Here is a 15,480-nt window from a genome sequence, read left to right on the forward strand (position 1 = left end):
GACCCTCGCACCTCGTGCGGATCATCCTCGCCATGTGTTCGGTTCTCGTGTTCGGCGCCGGATGTCAGTGGGACGGCGTCAATTCGATGACCTTACCCGGTACGGTCGGCACCTCCGGTGACGACTTCGAGATCGTCGTCGAGATGGCGAATATCGGTACGCTGTCCGAGAATTCGCCGGTCTTCATCAACGATGTGGAGGTGGGCAGCGTCGGACCCATGCGTGTCCGGGGCTGGCATGCCGAGGTCTCGCTCAAGTTGAAGCAGTCGACGGTGGTTCCGGCGAACGCGATCGCCACCGTGGGTCAGACCAGCTTGCTGGGATCGATGCACGTCGCGCTCGACCCGCCCGAAGGAGTGGCTCCGCAGGGACGGTTGGAAGCGGGGCAGACGATCCCGCTCGACCGGTCCTCGTCGTATCCGTCGACCGAGGAAACCCTGGCATCGGTGTCCTCCGTCGTCAACGGCGGCGGTCTCGGCCAGCTCGGCGGGATCATCCGCTCACTCAACGAGGGATTCGACGGGCGTCAGGACGACGTGCGGGACCTACTGGGACAGGTGTCGACATTCGTCGGCACCCTTGATCGTCAGCGCGGTGACCTGGTGGACCTGCTAGACCAGGCCCGTCGTCTGTCCACCTCGTTCGCGGAGCAGGACCAGCTGATCAGCAAAGCCTTGCACGAGATCCCACAGGGCCTCGCCGTCGTCGACGAGCAACTGCCCCGTATCATCACCGCACTCAATCGGCTCCGGGTGTTCAGCGACACCTCGACCGGAGTGATCAATCAGGTTCAGGACGACCTCCTGTCGAACCTCGAGCACTTGGAGCCGACCCTGAGGTCACTCGCCGACGTCGGTCCACGGATCAATTCCGCGCTCGCCTACGCGACAGTGTTCCCATACGGCCAGAAGGTGATCGACCGCGCGGTGCGCGGTGACTACATCAATCTGCATGCGACCGTGGACCTCACGGTGCCCCGTCTGCAGCGCGAGCTGCTGTTGGGTACTGCCCTCGGAGATCCGAACGCAGTGGTGCCCTTCGCGCCCGGCGACCCGGGATACAGTCGCCAACCCACACACGATCCGCTGCTCGGTCCGCTGCGGGCGGCTCAACGAGGTGGACGATGATCCTATCGCGAATGGTCAAGATTCAACTGGCGATCTTCACCGTGGTCGCCCTTATCGCCACATGGTTGATGCTGTTCTCCTACATGCAAGTACAGACGCAGCTGGGCGTCGGCCGGATCACGGTGACCCTTCAGGCCCCGGAGACCGGTGGCCTCTACCGATTCGGCAACGTGACCTATCGAGGTGTCGACGTCGGAAAGGTGACCGATGTGCGGCTCACCGACAGCGGAGTCGAGGCGACACTGTCGATCGACAGTGAAGAGCAGATCCCGGCAGACCTGCAGGCCGGGATTCGCAGTATGTCGGCGGTGGGCGAGCAGTACGTCGACCTGCGCCCACGCAGCGACGATCCGCCGTTCCTGCGCAACGGATCGGTGATCTCGTCCGGCGACGTGCAGATCCCGCAGCCGGTGGCGCCGATGTTGGAGAAGCTGAATGGGCTCGTGACGAGCATCCCGAAGGATCAGCTCTTCGGCCTGGTGGACGAGCTCAACGACAGCCTCGGCGGACACGGATATGACCTGCAGAGCCTGCTCGACTCGTCGTCGACACTGGCGGCGAGTCTTCGGGGGGTCGGTGACGAGACCGCCACGCTGCTACAGGATTCGGTGCCGTTGGTCGATTCCCAGGTGGACAGCGCCGACGCGATCCGCATGTGGACGTCCAACCTGTCCGGCTTCACCGGGCAGTTGGTGCAAAACACCCCGGAGATGCGTCGAATCCTCACCTCCGGGCCGGGATTCGCCGACGAGATCACCAAGACGCTGGACTCAGTGAAGCTGACCCTGCCGGTGCTGTTGGCCAACGTGACGACCATCGGACAACTCGCGGTGACCTACAACGCCGGCCTCGAACAGATCCTGGTTCTGTTGCCACCGGCGATCTCGATGATCCAGGCCGTGCAGCCGAACCGTAACGGCACCCAGTGGGGGCTGGGCGACTTCCGCATCAGCGGTATCTCCGATCCACCGGCATGTACGGTCGGGTTTCTCCCGCCATCGCAGTGGCGTCCGCCCGAGGACGTCCGCGTCATCGATACCCCTGATGACTTGTACTGCAAGCTTCCGCAAAATAGTGACATCGGGGTCCGAGGGGTACGTAACATCCCGTGCGCCAACAAGCCGGGCAAGCGCGCCCCGACGGCGGCGATGTGCAACAGCAATGAGGAGTTTCACCCGCTCGCCACACGGCAACCGCTGGTCGGGCCGTACCCGAAGGACCCCAGTCTGATCCGTCAAGGGATCGTGGCGCCTTCCGCGGGTCCTACGTCCGCCGGTGGTGGTCCGACAGTGGCTGCCGCACAATATAACCCGGAGGACGGGAGCTACATCGGGGGTGACGGACAGAAGTATCGACAGGCTGATCTGACCAGTCCCGCGTCGTCCTGGCAGGGCATGCTGCCGCGCTGACTGCTGAGTCGGACGAGGCAGGCGCGGAAACTACACCGGGTCGAATGACGAGATCAGCCAGCGACCTCCGACGCGCTGTAGCGTGATTCGCACACTGCTGGAGGTGAGTTCGGGGTCGGGCTTGGTCTTGCTGGTGGTGCTCTGGTTGACGAAAGCGAGCACCTGGGCGTCGTTCTTCGAGAGCTCTGACACCGCCGACCGCACGATCTGGGCTTCCGTGTTCACATCGTTCTCGGTGGCCGCGGGCTTGACCACCTTGTCGGTGAACTCCTGATAATAGGTCAGGAAATGACCGGTGAGATTACCGCGAGCGTCTTCGAAGTCGGCATCGAGCGTCTTGGGGGAGTAGGACAACACCGATACCGCGCCGTCGTTCGCGGCTTGCAACACCGAGTGTGCGACCTCGTCGTCGACGGCGGTGTCGTCGCGGTACACGGTGAAGTAGGCGGATGCCACGGTGGCCACGGACAGCACCGCGACGGCTCCCGCGGCGCCCAGCGCCACCCGACCCCGATCGCGCTGAGCAGGGCGGCCGCGCAGTCGCCATCGCCGTTGAGGCTGGGTGGACACGTCGTCAGACACCTCGGACACGTTGTCGTATGCGTCGGCGGAATCGGGTGCATCCTCCGGTTGCGTGGGGGTCGGCAACAGTTCGGTGCGCACTTCGAGGTCGGTGTCGGATTCGACCGAAGGAGTTCGGTGGTCGTCGGACTGATCGTCGTGCTCTGCACTCATGGTACGAAATCCACCTTTGAGATCTTCATCGTTCCGTCGTCATCGGACACTGTGACACGCAGTCGCCAAGTTCGGGGCTCTTCCTGCGCGCCTGCGGCATTGGTCACCTCAGACCGTGCGGACACCAGCACGACGGCGGAGTCGGCGTTCATCGATTCGACGGCCGACCCGGTCACCTCACCCTTGGTGGTCACCTTGGACTGCTCGATCACCGATGTGAAGTCTTCGGCGCGACCGGTGAAGTCGTTGCGAAATTCACCTGTGGACTGGTTGACGATGCGCTCAACGTCGCGCTCGGCGTTCTTGTAGTCCAGTGACGTGATGGCGGTAACCCCGCGCTCGGCGACCGCTGTGAAGTCGTTCGCACGAGTCTCGTCCGCTTGCGTCTGGCGATGATGCAGGCCGATCAGCGTGGTCGCGGCCAGTGCAATCAGGGTGATCGCGACCAGCACCGCGAACGCGACGGCACGTCTGCTCGGCCGGCGGGGCGCCCTGAGGAGGCGTTTCATCCGCGAGCCGGTGTGCGCGACCCCATCTGGACGCGATCGGGCGGGTTCTGTTTCGGCATCCGACCCTGACGGCGCCTTCTCGGGGAGCGTGTCGGTATCGGACGTGTCCGGCACGTCGATCGGGACTCTTGTCGTATCCGTGGCAGTTGTCTCTGCCGCGTCGTCGCTGCTGGACACCTCGCGTCGCAATGACGTCGCTCGGGCTCGGGCTCGGGCTCGAGCGGCCGCTGCACGCGCGTGTGCCGCCTCGGCTTCCGCCTCCGCTGCGGCGGCCTCCGCTTCCGCGAGCTCGAGGTCGTAGTCGGACTCGGCAACATCTGTGGATGTCTGCACCAGCACCTCCAACGCGGGCATTCGTGAACGTGAGAGCCAGGATACCACGTGCGGAAATAGCGACAACCGATTATGAGAATGGTATTCTTGCTCCACCGCGCAGGCGGTGCGCGGCACAGATGCCGATCGGCGTCGAGATCTCCGCCCTTCTCCGCTCAGCGGTGCGGGCGACGCGACCCGGGTTCCGGCCGAGGCGTTCGAATCGAAGCGATGCCGAGAAGTCGAAGGGAATGACATGTCAGTGAAGTCCGTACTGGACGAGATCCGAGAACTGCCGGGGACGGGGGAGGTGATCCCGATCGTGGACCCGGCCACCGAGGAGCAGATCACCGAGTTCACCGATGCCGGCCCCGAGGCGATCGACGCAGCGGTGGCGCGAGCGAAGGCGGCTGCCGACGCGCGAACCTGGTCTGCGGTTCCCGATTACGATCGGGCCAAGGTGCTGTGGAGAGTGGCCGACCTCATCGACGAGAACTCAGGTTTACTGGCCGAACTCGAGTCCATCAACGCCGGGATACCACCGGGACAGGCCGAGGTGATCACCAAGGTCGGCTCGGAATGGTTCCGGTACTACGCCGGTTGGTGCACCAAGATCGACGGCATCGCCCGAGACGTGAACACCGGGGGTCTCACGGGGGTCGAGTCCCACATGCATGCGTACACGCTGCGTGAGCCCTACGACGTGGTGGGACTGATATTTCCGTGGAACGGCCCGGTGTTCAACTTCTGTGCCAAGCTGGCGCCGGCGCTGGCGGCCGGGTGCAGCACCGTCGTCAAACCTGCTGAGGAGACGCCGCTTTCGGCGCTGGTGTTGACACGCATCCTGGCCGAAGCGGGGGTGCCCGAGGGTGTGGTGAATCTGGTCAACGGCTACGGTCACACCGCCGGCGCGCAGATCACGGCGCATCCCGACGTGGACAAGGTGGCCTTCACCGGCTCAACCGAGGTGGGCCGGGAGATCGTGAAGGCATCGGCCGCCAGCAACCTGAACAAGGTCACGCTCGAGCTCGGTGGCAAGTCGCCGGTCCTGATCTTCGACGACGCGGACCTCGACACGGCGATCGCGATGGCCGGCTTCGGATGTTTCCTGCACTCGGGACAGGTCTGTATGCTCGGGTCGCGAATCTTCGCTCAGCGCAGCGTGTATGAGCGAGTGGTGGAGGGCGTCTCCACCATCGCGAACAACCTGCAGCTCGGTGGGCCGCGCGACGACGGCGCAATGATCGGCCCGCTGATCAGCGAGAAACAACTCAACCGAGTCATGGGCTACCTCGACCAGGGGCGGTCCGATGGGGTCGAACTGGTCACGGGTGGGCACCGGATCGATCGGAAGGGCTATTTCGTCCATCCGACAGTGGCGACCAACGTGAATCCCGCCACCAGCCGTCTGTTCCAGGAGGAGATCTTCGGACCGGTGGTGACGGTGTTGCCGTTCGACGACGAAGATGAGGCGGTCGCATTGGCAAATGACACCGCCTACGGGCTGGCAGGAACGGTCTGGTCCTCGAATCTCGGTCGCGCCCACCGTCTTGCCAAGCGGCTCAAAGCTGGGACGGTGGGACTCAACTGCCAGCTGCAGTTCGACCATTCGATGCCATTCGGCGGCTACAAGCAGTCGGGATGGGGGTACGAGGCGGGCAAGGCCGGGATCGAGACCTATCTTCAGTCGAAGACGGTGTGGGCCCAGATGTGACCAGATGCCCCGGGTTCCGGGCGCTGTGCCAGGGTGGTCAGCGGCCCGGCATCCGCGGGTCAAGACCGCGTCCTGTCGATTGGGACAAACGTCCATGTATAGTTTGGAGAATATCATTCTCGGGAGTGGGGAACCGGACAAAGCGGGTTGGCTATGATGACCCCGTGAGAATGATGAGCCGGAGCGAAGGTGGCCGGTGGTGACTGCAGGGACTGAAGAGCCCGCGTGGAAGCAGCGAGCCGTCGAACGCTCTCTGCGCACCGCCAAGGAACGGGCCGGGCAGCGCGTCCAGAAGTTCCTGGACGCGGCGCAGGAGATCATCGTCGAGAAGGGGAGTACCGACTTCACCGTTCAAGAGGTGGTCGAGCGGTCCAAGCTATCTCTGCGTAGTTTCTACCTCCAGTTCGACGGCAAGCACGAACTGCTGCTGGCGTTGTTCGAGGAGGCGGTCGTCCGGATGTCGGCGCAGATCCGCGCGGCGACAGACAACGAGGATCAGCCCGTCGAGCAACTGAAGGTCGCAGTCGAGTTGCTGTATGAGCTGTGCCAGCCGGACCCGGTGGCGCGGCGGCCGCTGTTCACTGAGTTCGGTACGCAATTGCTCATCTCACACCCCATCGAGATGCGCACCGCGTATTCGTCATTGTTCGGTCTGTTCACAGAACTCTTGGAACGTCTCCGGGACGCACAAGGCTTGCGAGACGATGCCGATCCGCAAAGGATCGCGTCAATGATGATGCAGTCGATCATGTTCATTGCGCAGCCGACAAGCGCCGACATGTTGCCCGAGCCCATCAGTGCCGAGGAAGTCTGGGAGTTCTGTGCGCACGGGATCGTGCGCTGAGCGTCAGCCGGCGGGGACAAGGTCACTGTAGGACACCTTTGAAGTCCGAAAAGTCTCGTGCCTACCGACGATGGTCGGACGAGAGCCCACCGCTGCGAGGGCCTGCGCCTTGAAGGCGCGGGCCGCGACGCTGAGCCGGTGGGAGACTGCACCACGCGCGAGGTCGTCGTCGACCGTGTCGCCATCGCCCCACAAGGTGATCTCGGTGTCGTCGCGGTAAGCGTCGGTGAGCATGGCGGCCAGCCGCGCGTCTCGGCGACACATCGCGACCGATGTCGCGATCGCGGGCCGTGAGCATGGCAGCCGATCGCGACTGAGGTCGAGAAGGGTGGTGTGGGCGCCGAGGATCTGGATGGGCCGACGATCCACGCCGAGCGGCAATGAGACGGTGACCTCCCAACCGGCCGTGGCCCGGTCGTAGATCCAACCACCTGCGTGTTGCACCAGGTCATCGACACAGTCGCTGATGATGTCAAGTTGGTATTTCATGCGCGCTCCCCTGCGGTGAAGTCGTTCTCGAGGCATTGGACGTACTCATCGAAGATCTCGATCAATGGAATGGACGGGTCGAGCAGCCAGGACATCTCGACTCCGTTGATGAACGCAACGATCTCCATCGCGCGAACCCGGGCGTTGACGTCGGACCGATATCGGCCCGCGCGCTTGTTGTGTTCGATCACGTCGTCGACTATGTCGACGGCGGTATGCCATCGCTGCAAGAGGCGATCATGCAAGGGTGCATCGGGCGAAAGGTTCTCCACGAGCAGGACGGTGAAGGTGCCCACCAGTTCAGGTGAACGCTGAATGCGTTCGGCGACACGGCGAATTTGTACGAACAGATCGCCGTCCAGGTCGGCCTCCGCGAGGTCTGCGTGGTCGCGGGCATCGATGACGGCATGTAGCAGTTGCTCTTTGGACTGAAAGTGGTGGAGCAGACCGGCTGCGGTCATCCCGGCATCCGCGGCGATCTGGGCGAGCGTTGTGCTCCTCCAGCCTTGGCGGGCGAGGCGCCTGGCGGCATGGTCCAAAATGCGCTGACGGCGTTCCTCGCCCTTGGCGAGCAGGGTGGCGTACGGACGATTCTCGACCACGGTGATGGCTCCCTCGTAAACCTAGTGAACGTACAGTAGGTTGGTTCACCGGTATGTGACAAGGGTCTCACCGAGAATTTCCGTCTCCGTCGGGAGACGCCCCGGGTGTGGTGGGCATTTTCGATGTACCCGGATCTCACTGAGCGAGATGCACACTCAGGCCAGGCGGCTCGCGGGCCTGCCGTTGGCGCTGGTCGCGCGAGTACGTTGGTGCCCGCGCCGATGGGGTGGCGGAGGTCGATGGCGCGTCACGGATGACGGACGCCTCGAACAATGAGCGTCGTCAAGCATCGGTCGCGGATCGCCCGAGGCGACCCGCGATCGACGTGCTGCTACCCGTCCCACCCCGCCGGCGGATGCCCGAGGCAGAACACCGCACCGAACGGGTCGGTGACGGCAGCGAGTGTGCCGTAGGGGGTTTCCTCACCGGCCATCATCACCCCACCCCCGAGCGACTCGACCTGCTTCACGGTCGCGGCCACATCGTCGACGGTGATGTATACCTGCCAGAACGACGGCACCTCGGCCGGAAACAGCTTGGACGCATCCATGATTCCGGAGTACGAGTCCTCGCCGACGAAGACCTGGCCGTAGAAGTCGGGACCGACCGTGTCCGGGTCGCCGCCGGTACCGACCTGCTCGACGCGGGCACCGATGACGTCGGTGTAGAACTCGATGGACTTCTTGTAGTCCTTGCTCTGGCATTCGAACCAGTAGGGGGTGCCATGGGTGCCCCACTCGAGGAAGCCGGGATGGGTGTTGGGTTTCCACCACCCGATCACCGCACCCGCACTGTCGGTGGCGACCATCATCGTGCCCATGTCACCGACGTCCATCGGCGGAACCATCATCGAACCGCCGGCCTTCTCCACGGCCAGAACGGTGGCGGCCGGGTCGGTGGTGTGCAGGTACACCGACCAGACGTCGGACGGGCCTGCGGGGTCCATGACCGGACCGCAGCCGGCCACACGTTTGCCGTTCTTGAGGAAGTTCCGGTAGCCGCCGAAATCGGCATTGGCCTCCTCGGCCTCCCAGCCGAAGATCGCGCCGTAGAACTCGGCGGCCTTGTCCGGGTCACTGCTCATCAGGTCGAACCAGATCGGTGCGCCCACCGGCGCCGAGTAGTCGCTCATCGCGAGTCCTTTCAACAGGGTTGGGGATCGGTCACCACTGCTGACATCAAGCGTGGCCGAAAGTCATCGGTGACGTGCGCCGAACGGGCACACCGATGAAAAACAGTCGGCCAACCGGTCTACACCTGCGAGTGAACCCGCCGACCGAAAGGCAGTCACATGCCCACCGACGTCACCCAGGCCCGTCAGATCGCGACCGCCGCCGATGAGATGCTGGCGATGACCGCGACCATCACCGACGACATGCTCGACCGGCCGACACCATGCGACATGGATCTCGCCGCGCTCCTCGGCCATGTCGACGGACTCGCCCAGGCGTTCGCCGCCGCCGCTCGAAAAGAGTTCGGGCCCTTGACATCCACACCGCCCGAGCCTTCGCAGGCCGAGTTGCCCGCGAACTGGCGAGACGACCTGCGACGCCACGTCGGTGACCTGGCCGACGCCTGGGACGATCAGTCGGCCTGGGAGGGGATGAGCCAGGCCGGCGGTGTCGACCTCCCCGCCGAGGTCTTGGGCATGGTCGCGCTGTCCGAACTGGTGCTGCACGGCTGGGACGTCGCGCGCAGCATCCGGGTCGCTTATGCCCTGCCCGACGAGGTCCTGGCGGCCGTTTTCGACTTTCACTACCCGCCACAGCCGCAGAGTGAGCGCGACGGCATGTTCGGGCCGGTGGTGGAGGTGCCCGCCGATGCCGCCCTCGTCGACCGGCTCGCCGGTCTGACCGGCCGCGATCCCTTCTGGCCGCATGGCACCCTGGAGGAATGAGCGACGGAACCGATCGTGCACGCGCGACGGTCCGGCGATTCACCTGGCCGATCGCCGCGGTCGCCGGCCTGCTGCTCGTCGCGTTCAGTCTGGTGCCGTGGGGTGTGTCGGATGCCGGCGTGCAACCGTCCATCACCGGCCTCGGCCGGGTGCGCGTGCCCGGGGCGGCCCCCGAGGATGTGGCGTTCCTGGAAGAGCACACGATGCGGCCGGGTCTGTGGACGGTGGTCCTCGGTGCGCTGATCGCCGTCGTGGCGCTGGTCGCGTGGTGGCGACCGGCTCTGCGGTGGCCGGCGGTCGTCATCGTCGGATTGTGCGCGATCGGTGCGCTGGCGGTGGCGATTCCGTCGCTCGCCGATCCGGGCGCCCACCTGTTCGATCAGCGGGTGCAGGAGGCGGTCCGGGTCGAGTCACCCCTCGTCGATGTCGGCTACGGGCTGCTCGGCGTGTTGTTCGTCGGGATCGCGCTGATCGGCCTCGTGGTGGCCGCGGCGATCACCCCAGCCGACGGATCGTCTTGATGTAGGACCAATGGTTCAGCGGGGTGAAGCCGATCGGTGCGCCGTTCGGGCCGTAGGCGTTGAACACCTGGCCGAATCCGGCGTAGATCCCGACGTGACTCGCGTCGCGATAGAAGATGATGATGTCGCCGGGTGCGAGCGCCGAGAACGGGATCGCCCGCCCTGCGTATTGCTGTTGCTGACTGACACGCGGCACCTTGACGCCGGCTGTCGAGAACGCCCATTGCACCAGACCCGAACAGTCCCACGACCATGGTCCGGTGCCGCCCCATTGGTACGGCCGGCCGATCTGGGTCATCGCCGCCGACAGTGCCTGCATTCCCGCGGGTGTGGGCACCGGGAGATGAAGGTCTGCCGACCCCGACGAGCCCGCGGAACCGGCGGAACCGGTGTCGGCGACGGCGGGGCCGACCGAGCCGATCGCGACGCCGGTGGCGAGGGCGGCAGCGCACACTGCGCCGACGATGCGGCGTCGAAGAGCGAACATGTCACCACAGTGACGGACGTGGCTCCACTTGTCTCAAGTTTCGATTGAGTGTGGTGAAGAAGTGACGGAAGTGAAGACTATTCACCAGCCGTACGGATTTGTCCCCGATTTGTACGACACCAGTCACCAATATCCGTCGGGATCGGACTCCGGGGACTCCGACGGAATGATCCCCTCGGCGACGCCGTGGTCGATGCTCGCCGACAACCGCGGGCAGGTCGGCATCATGGCTCCGGGCAGGAGTGCCTTTCCGGAGTCATCGGCACGCTCGAGGTGGTTGCACCGTGTTCGGGCATCCGCGGTCCACTGCACGCTGGTGTGAAACGCGCTGGTCTTCTTGACGAGCACGCAGGCGTGGCACGAGCGGCACTCGATCTCCCGCATCCCGCCCCGTAGGTAATGTTCGCGGTCGCGTTCGGTGGCCGCGTGCACGGCAGCGCGCCGTTCGGGGTCGCCGTGGAAGTCGGGCGCCTTCGCCCAGCCGTCCACCCCAGCGCGCGTCATCGTTCTCAGACCTCGGCCTTCTCCGACGCCTCGGTGTCGTCCGCCTCGGTGTCGTCGTCGGCTTCCTCTTTCTGTCGCCGCAGGTTCTCCTCGATCTCCACACCCCAGCTCTCCAGTGCCTTCGAGGTGTCGATCTCGTACTCGAAACGCTGGGTCATCTCCTCGGTGACCTCGGCCTTGTCGACGTAGAACTGGTCGTACCACCGCCGCAGTTGGTAAACGGGTCCGTCCTCTTCGACGAGCAGCGGATTGTCGATGCGGGTCTTGTTCTTCCAGATCTCGACGTCCTGGAGGAATCCGACCTCCACGCCCGCGGTGATCTTCTTCGCCATCTTCGCGGCCTGCTCGGAGGTGAGGCCTTCGGGCACCTTGGCCATCACGCCGTACATGAGCACGAACGAGTTCGAGTCGATGGGGTAGTGGCAGTTGGTGAGGATGGTCTCCACCGCGAATCCGCCGTAGTACTGCACCATCGGATTCAACATGTAGGCCGGGCCGTAGTATGCGGCAATCGATTCCAGCCGGCTGTCGCCGTAGTTGGTGCCCAACGTGACATCGGGTCGGCCGTGCGAGTTCATGTACTGCGCGGCGACTTCGCCTTCGAAGACGTTCTTGAAGTAATCCGGAAGGGCGAAGTGCACGTAGTAGAAGTGCGCCATGTCGACGACGTTGTCGATGATCTCGCGGCAGTTCGAGCCCTCGATGACGATGCTGTTCCAGGTCCACGGCGTCCACTCGTCCGAACCGACCTCGTCGAGTTCGGGGATGATGCACTCCTCCGGCGGCGCATTGCCCTCGGGATCGTTGTAGACGAACACCTGACCGTTGCGGGTCATCGTCGGCCACGCGCGGGTCTTCGCGAGCTTGGGATTGCGCTTCGCGTACGGGACGCCTGCGCATCGACCATTGCCCTTCCACTGCCACCCGTGGAACGGGCACGCGACATTGTCGCCCTTGACGCTGCCCTGCGAGAGGTCGCCACCCATGTGGCGGCAGTACGCGTCAAGGACGTTGATCTCGCCCTTCGAATCGGCCCACACCACCAGCTTGGTGCCGAAGATGTGCACCGAATGGGGCTTGCCGTCGGTGAAATCCGAGACGAGACCCAGGCAGTGCCAACCGCGCGCAAACCGCTCCGGCGGCGCCCCGGTGTCGATCTCACGCACGTCGACGTCGTCACCGGCGGGGGTCGTGCTGCCGATGGTCGTCTGAGGCGTCGCTGACATCCGTTACTCCTGTTCTGGCGCGTGATTCGCTCGTTCGGTGCGAATCGGCTCACTCCCAATACTAGAACATGTTACAAAAATGGCGAGTCGATCGAGCCACTCGGTGATGATCGGTCCAGGAAATGGGCACAAAGTCCCAGTGCTCGACAGAAATGAGAACGTGTTCTAATCTCAACATCAGATGAGAACCAGGGGCGGCCACGGTGCCGTCGAGCAACGAGTAGGAGCGGGCGAGATGCCAGCACAGCCACAGCGGAGCGAGGCGGCCGAGCAGGTCCTGGAGAAGATCAACGCTCTTCTGCCGGAGATCGAACAGCGTGCGCAGCAGACCGAAGATCTGCGGCGTATCCCGGACGAGACCGTCTCGAGCCTCGAGGGCGCGGGATTCTTCAAGCTGATGCAACCCGAACAATGGGGTGGCTACCAGGTCGACCCCGTCACCTTCTACGAAGCGGTACGCCGCATCGCCTCGGCGTGTGGTTCCACGGGCTGGGTCTCCGGCATCATCGGCATCCACAACTGGCACCTCGCGCTCTTCGACCAGCAGGCGCAGGAGGACGTGTGGGGCAAGGACACCAACGTCCGGATCTCGTCCTCGTACGCACCCATGGGTGTGGGTGAGGTCGTCGACGGCGGTTACAAGGTCAACGGGAACTGGGCCTTCTCCTCCGGCTGCGAGACCGCCGACTGGACGTTCGTGGGCGGCCCCGTCCTCAAGCGTGGCAAGCCCGTCGACTTCGTCACGTATCTGCTGCCGCGCGAGGACTACACGATCAAAGATGTGTGGCACGTGGTGGGTCTCAAGGGAACCGGGTCCAACACCCTCGAGGTCAAAGACGTGTTCGTCCCGCAGCATCGCGTGCTGAGCATGCGCACCATGGGTGCTTACCAGAGCCCGGGTCTCGAGCAGAACACCGCGCCGGTCTACAAGATGCCCTGGGGGACGATCCATCCCAGCACCATCGCGACGCCGATCGTCGGTATGGCCTACGGCGCGTACCAGGCGCACGTCGAGCATCAGGGCAAGCGTGTGCGAGCAGCGTACGCGGGTGAGAAGAGCAAGGACGATCCGTTCGCCAAGGTGCGCATCGCAGGCGCCGCCAGCGACATCGATGCCGCGTGGCGTCAGCTCGCGGGCAACCTGCAGGCCGAGTACGACCTCATCCTCGCCGGTGAGGAGATCCCGATGGAACTGCGCCTCGCCGCGCGAAGGGATCAGGTGCGCGCCACCGGTCGGGCCATCGCGTCCATCGACAGTCTCTTCGAGAACTCGGGCGCCGGAGCGCTGAACAACGACTCACCGATCCAGCGTTTCTGGCGCGACGCCCACGCCGGCCGCGTACACGCCGCCAACGATCCGGAGCGGGCATACGTCGCATTCGGCAACGGCGAGTTCGGGATTCCCATCGGCGACACGATGGTGTGAGTTCGGGTGTTTTCGGTGGTGACGAGCGCCGGCAACGACAAACCGGCCCCTGAGGAGGTCCGGAGCGCTAGCGGAGGACCGTCACGAAGGGGCGCCCTTCGTGACACTCGGCTGGCGCCTCGTTCCTCAGGGATCGGGGTAGGTGCGCGCTCGCCCCACGCGACGCCAATTATGAGGAGTGAGAACACATGAGTGACAGCCCGATCCGATCCCTCGGGTACATGAGGATCGAGGCCACCGACATGGACGCGTGGCGTCAGTACGGGTTGAAGGTCCTGGGCATGATCGAGGGCGCCGGACTCACCGAGGGGGCGCTGTACCTGCGGATGGACGACTTCCCGGCGCGGCTGGTGATCGTTCCCGGCGAGCACGACCGACTGCAGGTCTCCGGTTGGGAATGCGCCAATGCCGAAGCCCTGCAGGATGTGCGCGATCGCCTGTCTCGAGCGGGCGTGGTCTTCCGCGAGGCCAAGGACGAGGAACTGGCCGACCGTCGTGTCGTCGAGATGGTCATCTTCGACGACCCCGCGGGCAACACCCTCGAGGTGTTCCACGGTGTCGCACTGGAACATCGCCGGGTGGTGAGCCCGTACGGACACAGGTTCGTCACCGACGAACAGGGCCTCGGGCACGTCGTGCTCACGTGTGACGACGACAAGGCCGCGCTGGCCTTCTATCGTGACGTCCTCGGTTTCAGCCTGCGCGACTCCATGCGGCTGCCCCCGCAGGCCGTCGGTCGCGAGGAGGGTGACGAGTCGCCGTGGCTGCGGTTCCTCGGCTGCAATCCCCGCCATCACTCACTGGCGTTCCTGCCCATCCCCAACAGCACGGGCATCGTGCATCTGATGGTGGAAGTGGAGAACTCCGACGACGTCGGGCTCTGCCTGGATCGGGCGCTGCGCAAGAAGGTGAAGATGTCAGCCACGCTGGGTCGGCACGTCAACGACCTGATGCTCTCGTTCTACATGAAGACCCCGGGTGGATTCGACGTCGAGTTCGGTTGTGAAGGCCGAACTGTCAAGGACGACGAGTGGATCGCGAGGGAAAGCACGGCAGTGAGCTTGTGGGGGCATGACTTCAGTGTCGGATTCCAGTGAGATGACCCGTACCCCCTACGGTTCCGCAGATTTCGACACCCGACAGTTCCGCACCGCGATGGGACAGTTCTGCACGGGCGTCACCGTCATCACGACCATCGACGACGGCGGTGCGCCGGCCGGCTTCGCCTGCCAGTCGTTCGCAGCGCTGTCGCTCGATCCACCGCTTGTGCTGTTCTGCCCGAAGAAGACCTCGCGGAGCTGGAAGGTGATCGAGCACAGCGGAAAGTTCTGCGTCAACGTTCTGTCGAACCGGCAGCAGGACGTCAGTGCCGCCTTCGGTGCACCGGGCGACGACAAGTTCCGGCACGTGACATGGGATCCGTCGCCGGCGGGCCTTCCGGTGATCCGGCACTCCCTGACCTGGGTGGAGTGCGACGTCGAACGAGTGACCGACGGCGGCGACCACCACATCGTCATCGGTCGCGCGCTGACCCTCGGTGACGTGTTGCAGGACAAGCCGTTGCTGTTCTACCGCGGCGGGTATCTGTCCACCGAACATCCGCGGGTCACGCCCGCGCAAGCCGAACTGGAGAACTTCCTCACCTGGACCGGAGGAGACACCTGGCTATGAGCTCAC

At 64.6% G+C, this 15,480-nt stretch carries 17 protein-coding genes; 9 read left to right on the plus strand and 8 right to left on the minus strand.

The features are described 5' to 3' along the window. Nucleotides 1–14 precede the first annotated feature (14 nt). Nucleotides 15–1,127 carry an MCE family protein gene (locus V1Y59_RS10110; protein ID WP_330504768.1) on the plus strand — a complete coding sequence of 371 codons (1,113 nt, stop codon included), beginning with the start codon at nucleotides 15–17 and terminating at the stop codon, nucleotides 1,125–1,127. After that, nucleotides 1,124–2,536, plus strand: a complete 1,413-nt coding sequence (locus V1Y59_RS10115) for an MlaD family protein (protein ID WP_330504770.1) — start codon at nucleotides 1,124–1,126, stop codon at nucleotides 2,534–2,536. Before V1Y59_RS10110 ends, V1Y59_RS10115 begins: the two co-directional genes overlap by 4 nt. Before the next feature lie 30 nt (nucleotides 2,537–2,566). Here the strand turns inward: V1Y59_RS10115 and V1Y59_RS10120 are convergent, their stop codons facing one another. Then, on the minus strand, nucleotides 2,567–3,271 hold the full coding sequence (locus tag V1Y59_RS10120) for a hypothetical protein (RefSeq protein ID WP_330504772.1): 705 nt from the start codon (nucleotides 3,269–3,271) through the stop codon (nucleotides 2,567–2,569). Beyond that, nucleotides 3,268–4,230, minus strand: coding sequence for a hypothetical protein (locus V1Y59_RS10125; protein ID WP_330504774.1), 963 nt, complete (start codon nucleotides 4,228–4,230; stop codon nucleotides 3,268–3,270). The genes V1Y59_RS10120 and V1Y59_RS10125 overlap by 4 nt, the downstream gene beginning before the upstream one ends. A gap of 118 nt (nucleotides 4,231–4,348) precedes the next feature. Here V1Y59_RS10125 and V1Y59_RS10130 point away from each other — a divergent pair, with 118 nt between their 5' ends. Together V1Y59_RS10130 and V1Y59_RS10135 are read left to right on the plus strand one after the other, a co-directional pair. After that, nucleotides 4,349–5,806, plus strand: a complete 1,458-nt coding sequence (locus V1Y59_RS10130) for an aldehyde dehydrogenase family protein (RefSeq protein ID WP_330504776.1) — start codon at nucleotides 4,349–4,351, stop codon at nucleotides 5,804–5,806. A gap of 199 nt (nucleotides 5,807–6,005) precedes the next feature. Then, entirely contained in the window at nucleotides 6,006–6,650 is a 645-nt protein-coding gene (locus tag V1Y59_RS10135) for a TetR/AcrR family transcriptional regulator (RefSeq protein ID WP_330504779.1), read from the plus strand. A gap of 3 nt (nucleotides 6,651–6,653) precedes the next feature. Here V1Y59_RS10135 and V1Y59_RS10140 read toward each other — a convergent pair whose 3' ends face one another. The 3 genes from V1Y59_RS10140 to V1Y59_RS10150 form a co-directional block, all read right to left on the minus strand. Next, the gene (locus tag V1Y59_RS10140) at nucleotides 6,654–7,139 is read right to left on the minus strand and encodes a hypothetical protein (RefSeq protein ID WP_330504781.1); all 486 of its coding nucleotides are present in this window, start codon (nucleotides 7,137–7,139) and stop codon (nucleotides 6,654–6,656) included. Further along, on the minus strand, nucleotides 7,136–7,741 hold the full coding sequence (locus V1Y59_RS10145) for a TetR/AcrR family transcriptional regulator (protein WP_330504783.1): 606 nt from the start codon (nucleotides 7,739–7,741) through the stop codon (nucleotides 7,136–7,138). Before V1Y59_RS10145 ends, V1Y59_RS10140 begins: the two co-directional genes overlap by 4 nt. Nucleotides 7,742–8,073: 332 nt before the next feature. Continuing rightward, the gene (locus V1Y59_RS10150; RefSeq protein ID WP_330431194.1) at nucleotides 8,074–8,874 is read right to left on the minus strand and encodes a VOC family protein; all 801 of its coding nucleotides are present in this window, start codon (nucleotides 8,872–8,874) and stop codon (nucleotides 8,074–8,076) included. 159 nt (nucleotides 8,875–9,033) lie between these two features. Between V1Y59_RS10150 and V1Y59_RS10155 the strand changes: the two genes are divergently transcribed. Together V1Y59_RS10155 and V1Y59_RS10160 are read left to right on the plus strand one after the other, a co-directional pair. After that, the gene (locus V1Y59_RS10155; protein WP_330504785.1) at nucleotides 9,034–9,639 is read left to right on the plus strand and encodes a TIGR03086 family metal-binding protein; all 606 of its coding nucleotides are present in this window, start codon (nucleotides 9,034–9,036) and stop codon (nucleotides 9,637–9,639) included. Beyond that, complete coding sequence (locus tag V1Y59_RS10160; RefSeq protein WP_330504787.1) at nucleotides 9,636–10,160, plus strand: hypothetical protein; 525 nt, start codon at nucleotides 9,636–9,638, stop codon at nucleotides 10,158–10,160. The genes V1Y59_RS10155 and V1Y59_RS10160 overlap by 4 nt, the downstream gene beginning before the upstream one ends. On the opposite strand, the gene V1Y59_RS10165 is transcribed toward V1Y59_RS10160, so the two are convergent. From V1Y59_RS10165 to V1Y59_RS10175, 3 genes are all read right to left on the minus strand, one after another. Next, nucleotides 10,135–10,647 carry a C40 family peptidase gene (locus V1Y59_RS10165; protein WP_330504789.1) on the minus strand — a complete coding sequence of 171 codons (513 nt, stop codon included), beginning with the start codon at nucleotides 10,645–10,647 and terminating at the stop codon, nucleotides 10,135–10,137. The genes V1Y59_RS10160 and V1Y59_RS10165 overlap by 26 nt on opposite strands. A 123-nt stretch (nucleotides 10,648–10,770) precedes the next feature. Beyond that, complete coding sequence (locus tag V1Y59_RS10170; RefSeq protein WP_330504792.1) at nucleotides 10,771–11,151, minus strand: hypothetical protein; 381 nt, start codon at nucleotides 11,149–11,151, stop codon at nucleotides 10,771–10,773. A gap of 5 nt (nucleotides 11,152–11,156) precedes the next feature. After that, nucleotides 11,157–12,377, minus strand: coding sequence for a 3-ketosteroid-9-alpha-monooxygenase, oxygenase component (locus tag V1Y59_RS10175; protein WP_330504794.1), 1,221 nt, complete (start codon nucleotides 12,375–12,377; stop codon nucleotides 11,157–11,159). Nucleotides 12,378–12,612: 235 nt separating this feature from the next. On the opposite strand from V1Y59_RS10175, the gene hsaA reads away from it, so the two are divergent. The 3 genes from hsaA (at nucleotide 12,613) to hsaB (ending at nucleotide 15,474) form a co-directional block, all read left to right on the plus strand. Continuing rightward, nucleotides 12,613–13,803: a 3-hydroxy-9,10-secoandrosta-1,3,5(10)-triene-9,17-dione monooxygenase oxygenase subunit gene (gene hsaA, locus V1Y59_RS10180; protein WP_330504796.1), complete on the plus strand. Its 1,191-nt coding sequence runs from the start codon at nucleotides 12,613–12,615 to the stop codon at nucleotides 13,801–13,803. A 188-nt stretch (nucleotides 13,804–13,991) separates the two neighbouring features. After that, complete coding sequence (gene hsaC / locus V1Y59_RS10185) at nucleotides 13,992–14,900, plus strand: iron-dependent extradiol dioxygenase HsaC (protein WP_330504798.1); 909 nt, start codon at nucleotides 13,992–13,994, stop codon at nucleotides 14,898–14,900. Nucleotide 14,901: 1 nt separating this feature from the next. Continuing rightward, the gene (hsaB, locus tag V1Y59_RS10190; RefSeq protein WP_330504951.1) at nucleotides 14,902–15,474 is read left to right on the plus strand and encodes a 3-hydroxy-9,10-secoandrosta-1,3,5(10)-triene-9,17-dione monooxygenase reductase subunit; all 573 of its coding nucleotides are present in this window, start codon (nucleotides 14,902–14,904) and stop codon (nucleotides 15,472–15,474) included. The last annotated feature ends 6 nt before the right edge of the window (nucleotides 15,475–15,480 follow it).

The sequence above is a fragment of the Gordonia prachuapensis genome (genome assembly GCF_036350515.1).
In the GTDB taxonomy this organism is placed as follows: domain Bacteria; phylum Actinomycetota; class Actinomycetes; order Mycobacteriales; family Mycobacteriaceae; genus Gordonia; species Gordonia prachuapensis.